Genomic DNA, 7,394 nt, shown 5'->3' on the forward strand with positions numbered 1-7,394 from the left:
TGGACCGCTGGATTTTAGGGCCGAGGCCTGAAAAAGGGCCGGGAAACGGCGCCATTCACACTTGGCCGGCGACATTTCAAGCGCTCCGCTCGCCGACGCTGTGAAAATCACCGGTTATTCGAGGTGCCCCAAAGCATCGCTGATTCACGTGGATGCGCAGCATGCGGGCAACCCCAGTTGGCGGACGACCGGCACCTTTGACTTTCGGATAGAACGGCTAGACAAGGTTGTACAACTTGCCCACGTGGTCACGCTGTCGATCTCAGCTAAGGAACGGTCACGCCGCGTCAGTTTTTTCTTACCCGCGTATTCGAGGTCGGAAAAGCTCTTCTGCATGATCGAAGGCGGACCGTGGCGATGTCGTTACCGGCTCAGGTCGGCCCACCGCAGGGAACGGTGTCTGATGAGTTAATCGGTGCTTCCCTAAGGTTCGCCTTGAATTCGTCCTCCGCACTGACTATCCTGAGCTGATAATAGTTTTTGTCGTTAAATATGCGCCTGTGTACATACGGCAGAAGGGCAGCGCCTGCTCAGATCGGACGTCCCGAAAGGTATGATCAACGTAGTTTCTTAGCAGAAACGCAAAAGCCGCTATTGCGAGCGCTTAAACAAGAGCACTGGTAACTGACGTACCTGTGACTCGTTGCCCTCGATACGAAATGCGACCAGAGGACTTCGATTGCATCGTCAGCGTAACGCACAGATTCAGAGGCAACAAGGACGACGCCTTGGCCGGTTTGTACAAGCGCTTCGTACCCTCACGAATTAAAGATCTGTGGAACTTTAGGAACGAAGGAGCTTTGGTTGGTCGCCGCTAAAAGCGGTATCTGGGATTTTGTTTTTAACTTGTCTACTTGCAGGTGCTCTTTGAAAGCCTCAGACCATATGGTTTATCTCATTGACGATGATCCCTCCGTCGTGGAAGTGCTGAATTATTTGCTGTCTTCCTCAGGATTCAACGCAATCTCTTACCGAACGGCAAGTGCTTATCTGGCTGGTGATAGACCAAAAGTTCCAAGCTGCATAGTGCTGGACATCCGCCTGCCAGATGTCGATGGACTAGAGTTCCAACAAAAACTGGGCGAGATCGACCATCCACCCGTGATTTTCTTAACTGGCCATGCCAACGTTGCGTCATCAGTCCGTGCGATGAAGCAAGGCGCTGTCGACTATTTGACTAAGCCGTTTAAAAAAGACGACCTTTTAGCCGCGGTGACGACTGCCTTGCAGCAGCACCGAGATAAATGCCAGGCGGCGTTCGAAAAGGCTGAACTCGAACTACGGCTCATGTCTTTGACAAATAGGGAGCGACAAGTTCTTCCCTTAGTTGTCAGCGGTTTTTTGAACAAGCAAGCTGCGGTCCTGTTAGGAATAAGCGAAATTACTCTCCAGATACATCGAGGCCGTGTGATGCAGAAAATGAAGGCCAAGTCTTTGCCTGGACTGGTCCGAATTTCTGAGAAACTGGGCATTCCAGCAGACGATCAGACTGATCGAATGCAACATTAACCCTAAGTGCACGGCGTCGGGGCGGATAAACTAAGTTGCTAAACGCGCACTGCACCGCGTGTGCAAGTAGGCGACAGCAAGTGCCGCCCTTTACGGGTTGCCGTTGAAGGAGAGTTGCTTACCAAACAGCGGCTGAACGGCGTCCAGCTCTGCTATACAAGGCTGCTGCATCTTCATTCGTCGGCAACAAGGTAGTAGCTTCTTCTTCAGCGGATGCTTACGAATAGTGCATTTCATCGAACAAGCAGGAGAGCTCAAAGCCGCTAAGACACACTTCTGCTCGCTCACTTTATGCCGTACGTACATCGTGCTCAGGAACGTACCAGATTGCTTTTTGGGTTGTCAGGCCCTGTCTCATTGCCTTGTGTCAGGATTGCGAGGCAAATGTCCCCATCATTTCAGCCTCCGCTTGATATTTACGTTCAATCACTGACATCTCCTGCGGAATCGGGACACCGTTCTCGACAGAGAGGATTTCAGCCATCACGCTGACGGCGATTTCAGCAGGCGTCTTGCTCCGAATGTGAATTCCGACTGGGCCGCGCAGGCGCGCTAGGGCCTCGGCTGTCGCACCGAAATGGTCCCTCAGGCGCTCCCGGCGCTCGGCGCTGTTCCGGCGCGAGCTAATTGCGCCCACATAAAATGCGTTGGTGTACAGGGCTTCCAGCAAGGCTAAATCATCCAGTTTAGGATCGTGCGTTAAGGCGAAGATGCAACTGCGGCGGTCTGCTCGGAATGCGAGCACGGCGTCGTCCGGCATGTCTCTCACCACCTTCATGCCCGGAACCGTCCAAGCGTCCGCGTACTCAGAACGCGGATCGCAAATGGTGACTGCGAAGCCGTTGAACACCGCCATCGTCGCCAGATACTCGGTCAACGCGCCAGCGCCGATCAAGAGCATGCGGTACCCCGGTCCCAGCGTGTGACCGAGACGCTCGCCGTCGTAATACAGGCGCTCTACCTCGCAGGCGCACTTCAAAGTGACTTCCCCGTCGTCGCAAGACACAGTACGCCGTACTAAGTTTCCTTTGTCCAGCATGTCCAGTAGGTTATTCAAACCGTTCGTATAAGGGATTAAATTCCAGCAGAAGTTCGATCATGCCGCCGCAAGGCAGGCCGAACCGGTGCGCTATGGCATCGACGCCATAGCGCACTAGCAGCGGCGAGGAATGCGGCATCGACAGGCTCCCGTTCATGTGTCCGTATTTAAAAACGAGATCATCTTCAGTACAGCCACCCGAAACCGACCCAACGGTGCGCCCGTCCTGCCGCAATGCCATGATTGCGCCAACAGGTCTCGGTGAGAAACCCCAAGTGTGCACTACCGTAGCCAGAAACGCAGGCCAGCCTTCACCACGCCAATCTCGCAATTCGCGCAGGACCTTTACATCGATGCTATCCATTGGACGCTCCTGGATTCGACCGTATCGCCATCAGCCACGACGTCGCTGTCTTCATTAGGCCCGATAGGGCAGTTTCGCGATGACCTTATCGAGTGTCATTGGATAGTCCCGCAAACGTACGCCGGTGGCGTTGTACATTGCGTTAGCCACCGCTGCACTCACGCCGCATAGGCCGAGCTCGCCCACGCCCTTCGCCTTCATCGGCGAAGACACCGGATCGACTTCGTCGAGGAATATTACATCCTGATGAGGAATGTCGGCGTGCACGGGCACCTCATAGCTGGCCAAATCATGGTTGACAAAGTAACCCGCACGCGGGTCGACAAACAAGGCCTCCATCAAGGCGCCGCCGACACCCATAGTCATGGCGCCGATCACCTGACTGCGCGCCTGCTTGGGGTTGAGGATGCGGCCCGCTGCGCATACCGCTAGCATGCGGCGGACCCGGGTCTCTCCTGTGTAGACGTCAACGGCGACGTCGACGAAATGTGCCCCAAAAGTCGATTGCTGGTAGCGCTTGCCGAGGTCGCCGAACTCGATCGTGTCCTCGGCCACCAGCTCACCGTCGACGGCGGCCTGCGCCAGTGGCACGGAGCGCGACCCGGCTGTCACCATCCCATTGGCAAAATCGAGATTCTTGTCGGGAAGCCCCAGTTTCTGTCTGACCGCTTCGCGCAGCTTGACGCAAGCAGCGTAGACGCCGGAGGTCGAACTGTTGGCGCCCCACTGTCCGCCTGATCCAGCGGCTGCGGGAAAGTCCGAATCTCCCAAACGCGTGACGACCTTCTCCATCGGTACGCCCATCATCTCAGCGGCCGTCTGTGCAATGATGGTATAACTGCCCGTGCCGATGTCCGTCATGTCGGTTTCCACCGTCACGATGCCGTTGCGGTCGAGACGAACACGGGCTCCTGAAGTCTTAACCAAGTTATTGCGGAAGGCTGCGGCAACGCCCATCCCGATCAGGTAACGGCCATCGCGCATGCCGCCAGGCGTTAAAGAGCGTTTACTCCACCCAAAGCGCTTCGCACCTGTACGCAGGCATTGAGTCAGGCGGCGCCGTGAGAACTGCCTGGCAGGGTTCTCCGGGTCGTTCCTCGTATCGTTAATAATGCGGAACATGACAGGGTCGAGCTTGAGCTTTTCCGCCATCTCATCCATTGCTATCTCCAGGGCCATCATGCCCGGGGCCTCGCCGGGTGCACGCATGTCGTTGCCTTCCGGTAAATCCAAGGCAGCAAGCCGGGTAGTGGTCATGCGGTGGGCGCCTGCATACAAAAGTCGGGTTTGCGCCACGGCCATCTCCGGTTTGGCGGCATTGAGATCGCCGGACCACGACTCGTGTCCGATCGCGGTGATTTTACCGTCGCGCCGTGCGCCAATGCGAATGCGCTGAACGGTGGCCGGCCGGTGTGTCGTGTTGTTGACGATCAGTGGCCTCTGCATGGCGACCTTAACTGGACGCTTCGCTGCCCGAGCCCCTAGAGCGGCGAGAACAACGTCAGAGCGGATGTAAAGCTTGCCGCCGAACCCGCCACCCACATAGGCAGAGATAAGGCGCACATTCTCGCTCGGAATGCCCAGCGTTTTCGCCAAATCGCCGCGGCTCCAGTTAACCATCTGGTTCGACGTCCATACAGTCAGCTTGTCGCCGTTCCATAAGGCAATCGTGGCATGTGGCTCCATTGCTGCATGCGTCTGGTCCGGTGTAGTGTAAGTAGCGTCGAGCTTGACGGCCGCGGAACGGAAGCCCTGATCAAAATTTCCAGCTTTAGTATCGGCCGGCCCGCTGAACTCGTTTTTCTTAGGAGAAGTCGCAGTGTCTTTTGCGTCATTGAGCAAGTACTGCCCCTTCTGCGCAGCGTACTTAACCTTAACCAGCGGTGCGGCAGCGCGGGCCTGTTCAAAAGTTTCCGCGACTACGATGGCAATCGCCTGGTGATAATGCTCGATCTCTGGGCCGCCCAGCAGTCGTGCGTTGTTGAAGGTGCCCTTGTCGAGTTTTCCGGCGTTCTCTGCGGTGATAATAGTGAGCACGCCGGGTGCACGTTTGGCGTCGCTCAGGTCGATTGACGCAATTCGGCCTTTCGCAATGGCCGAGCCTACGATGTAGCCATACGCAGCGTTCGGCACTGGCTCATGATATTCGTGGGCATAGGTGGCTGTGCCTGTTGTCTTTAGAGGACCGTCGATACGGTCTACCGGCTTGCCTACGACTTTGAGCCTGTCGATCGGATTTGTGGTGGCAGGAGAGGTGAATTTCATGAGGTCAGCCTTTCTTCGCATCGACAATCACAGCGGCTAAGGTGCGCTCGGCTAGGGCGATTTTGAAGGCGTTTTCGTGAGTTGCTCTCGCGCCTGCGAGCAGACGTTCGGCCGTGGCTTTAGCGCCGCTGGGCAGGTAACGCTCGGCGTCTTCGACCCGCCAGGGCTTATGTGCGACTCCGCCCAGGGCCACTCGCCCGGTGCCGTCCGGGTTAATCACTGCGCCGACGGACACCAGAGCGAAGGCATACGAAGCACGATCACGCACCTTGCGGTAAAACTGTTTGCCGCCAAGTGGCTCTGGCAGAGTGACGGACGTAATCAATTCGCCTCGTTCCAGTACGTTGTCGATATGTGGCGTATTGCCCGGCAGCCGGTGAAAGTCCTTAATCGGAATGACCCGGGTCGTGCCGTCTGGCCGCACCGTCTCGACGGTCGCATCGAAAACACGTAGCGCAACCGCCATATCGCTCGGGAACGTGGCAATGCAGGTTTCGCTCGTGCCAAGGATGGCATGCTGATGGCTGAACCCATGCAAGGCCGAGCAACCGCTTCCAGGCACTCGCTTGTTGCAAGCCTGGTCGGTGTTGTAGAAGTAGGGACAGCGTGTGCGCTGCATGAGATTACCGGCAGTGGTCGCTCTGTTACGCAACTGAGTGGACGCCCCCGCAAGAATTGAACGGGACAGCAGGCCATAGTCGCGCCGCACGCGCTGGTCGGCAGCTAGCGCCGTATTCCGGACCAGTGCACCGATTTTCAGCCCGCCCTCGGGCGTTGCTTCAATCTTGTCGAGCGCAAGCCCATTGACATCGACTAGGTGGGAAGGTGTTTCGATCTCTAGCTTCATCAGGTCTAGCAGATTGGTGCCGCCAGCGAGGAATTTCGCGCCAGGCCTAAGCATTACCGCGGCCGCCGCTTCGGCAGGCGTCCTCACGCGCTCGTAGGTAAACGCTCTCATGCTGTTCTCCCCGCGACTTCTGTGATCGCGTCGATGATGTTGGAGTAGGCGCCGCAGCGGCAGATGTTGCCGCTCATCCGCTCGCGGATTTCTTCCGGGCTGACTTTCGGACGTGCGGAAAGGTCGGCGGTGACAAGACTCGGAATGTTCTGTTCGATTTCGCGCAATGCCGAGACAGCGGAACATATCTGGCCGGGAGTGCAATAGCCGCATTGGTAACCGTCGTGCTTGATGAAGGCAGACTGCATGGGATGCAGCCGGTCCTTATTGCCGAGCCCCTCGATCGTGGTGATTTCCATCCCGTCGTTCTGGAGGGCGAGCGTCAGGCATGAATTGATGCGCTCGCCGTTGGCAATCAATGTGCAGGCTCCACACTGGCCGTGGTCGCAACCCTTCTTGGTGCCGGTCAGATGCAGGTGTTCGCGCAGGGCATCGAGCAGGGTGGTGCGCGTATCCAGCACGAGATCGTGTCTTTGACCGTTCACGCGCAGGCTGAGCTTGAATGCGACCGGCGGCGGCGTGCTGGCCGGCACGGATTCCTGCGCGTGGAGCGCCGGGATGGGCGCAGCGAGTGCGCTGGCAGACAAGGCGCCGGTAATGAGAAGATCGCGCCTGCTAATTTTAATGTCACCGGTATCGTCCATTAGATCCCACCCTTTCTATCGAGCTGCCACATTGCTGAATATTGGGAAGAACTGGCCGACGATTGTCGGTGAGAAGCGGTCAGTCCGCCCATTGCATAGCGCGCAAGATCAGCATCCGACGCGGCGAAGAATCTTGTAGCGCAGGACCACGGTGCCGGCACTTGGTGACTGAGCCCCTTGGACACCAGCCGGATGCATCGGCTCAATGACGGCCGGTATTTTTACTTTGCAGGTAACAGTAGCGGCCGCTGAGTGAAGAATCGTCGTCGAACGTTACTTCGAAAATTATGAACCGTCTAGCAATGTCGTTTGCGACCCATCGGGCGAAGTGAGCGTCGGCATCGCGCAGTTCAGGAACCACTGCGCTGCCCTCGGCGCGCAGCAACTTATTCGGACGACCTCGATTGGTTCGTCAGCGGGTGTGCGGCGTCGTGCATCAGCGGCCTGGTCCATGTCAGTTTTCCAGTCGAGCGCTCTGGCATGCATACCAGCTTCGGTGACATCACTAAGTGTTCGAAAGTGGTCTAGCAAGCTTAATTGAGCGGACGACGTCTGTCTATAACGGGAATATGTTATAAACTCGCCGCACTGGCGGAAAGGCGCAGCGACAGAACC

General features: G+C 57.1%; 4 protein-coding genes and 2 pseudogenes. 1 reads left to right on the forward strand and 5 read right to left on the reverse strand.

Going from position 1 to position 7,394, the window contains the following annotated elements; translation table 11 throughout:
- Nucleotides 1-127 precede the first annotated feature (127 nt).
- Nucleotides 128-336: pseudogene (locus ACHAC9_RS24150) on the reverse strand (IS5/IS1182 family transposase); the annotation flags it as partial.
- Between the two features lie 468 nt (nucleotides 337-804).
- Between ACHAC9_RS24150 and ACHAC9_RS24155 the strand changes: the two are divergent.
- Complete coding sequence (locus tag ACHAC9_RS24155; protein WP_435764308.1) at nucleotides 805-1,509, forward strand: response regulator transcription factor; 705 nt, start codon at nucleotides 805-807, stop codon at nucleotides 1,507-1,509.
- Between the two features lie 367 nt (nucleotides 1,510-1,876).
- Here ACHAC9_RS24155 and ACHAC9_RS24160 read toward each other — a convergent pair.
- From ACHAC9_RS24160 to paoA, 4 genes and pseudogenes are all read right to left on the reverse strand, one after another.
- Nucleotides 1,877-2,912 (reverse strand): annotated as a pseudogene (locus ACHAC9_RS24160) (XdhC family protein).
- Between the two features lie 54 nt (nucleotides 2,913-2,966).
- On the reverse strand, nucleotides 2,967-5,177 hold the full coding sequence (gene paoC, locus ACHAC9_RS24165) for an aldehyde oxidoreductase molybdenum-binding subunit PaoC (RefSeq protein ID WP_435764310.1): 2,211 nt from the start codon (nucleotides 5,175-5,177) through the stop codon (nucleotides 2,967-2,969).
- 4 nt (nucleotides 5,178-5,181) lie between these two features.
- A complete protein-coding gene (locus tag ACHAC9_RS24170; protein ID WP_435764312.1) occupies nucleotides 5,182-6,135 on the reverse strand; it encodes an FAD binding domain-containing protein in 954 nt (317 codons plus the stop codon).
- The gene (gene paoA / locus ACHAC9_RS24175; protein ID WP_435764314.1) at nucleotides 6,132-6,779 is read right to left on the reverse strand and encodes an aldehyde dehydrogenase iron-sulfur subunit PaoA; all 648 of its coding nucleotides are present in this window, start codon (nucleotides 6,777-6,779) and stop codon (nucleotides 6,132-6,134) included. Before paoA ends, ACHAC9_RS24170 begins: the two co-directional genes overlap by 4 nt.
- Between the last annotated feature and the right edge of the window lie 615 nt (nucleotides 6,780-7,394).

Origin of the sequence: Massilia sp. CMS3.1, from assembly GCF_051262535.1 — a bacterium.
In the GTDB taxonomy this organism is placed as follows: Bacteria; Pseudomonadota; Gammaproteobacteria; order Burkholderiales; family Burkholderiaceae_D; genus Telluria.

Coding starts and splice junctions, on each gene's coding strand:
- paoA (WP_435764314.1), bottom strand. CDS start 6,779: ATGGACGATACCGGTGACATTAAAATTAGCAGGCGCGATCTTCTCATT.
- ACHAC9_RS24170 (WP_435764312.1), bottom strand. CDS start 6,135: ATGAGAGCGTTTACCTACGAGCGCGTGAGGACGCCTGCCGAAGCGGCG.
- paoC (WP_435764310.1), bottom strand. CDS start 5,177: ATGAAATTCACCTCTCCTGCCACCACAAATCCGATCGACAGGCTCAAA.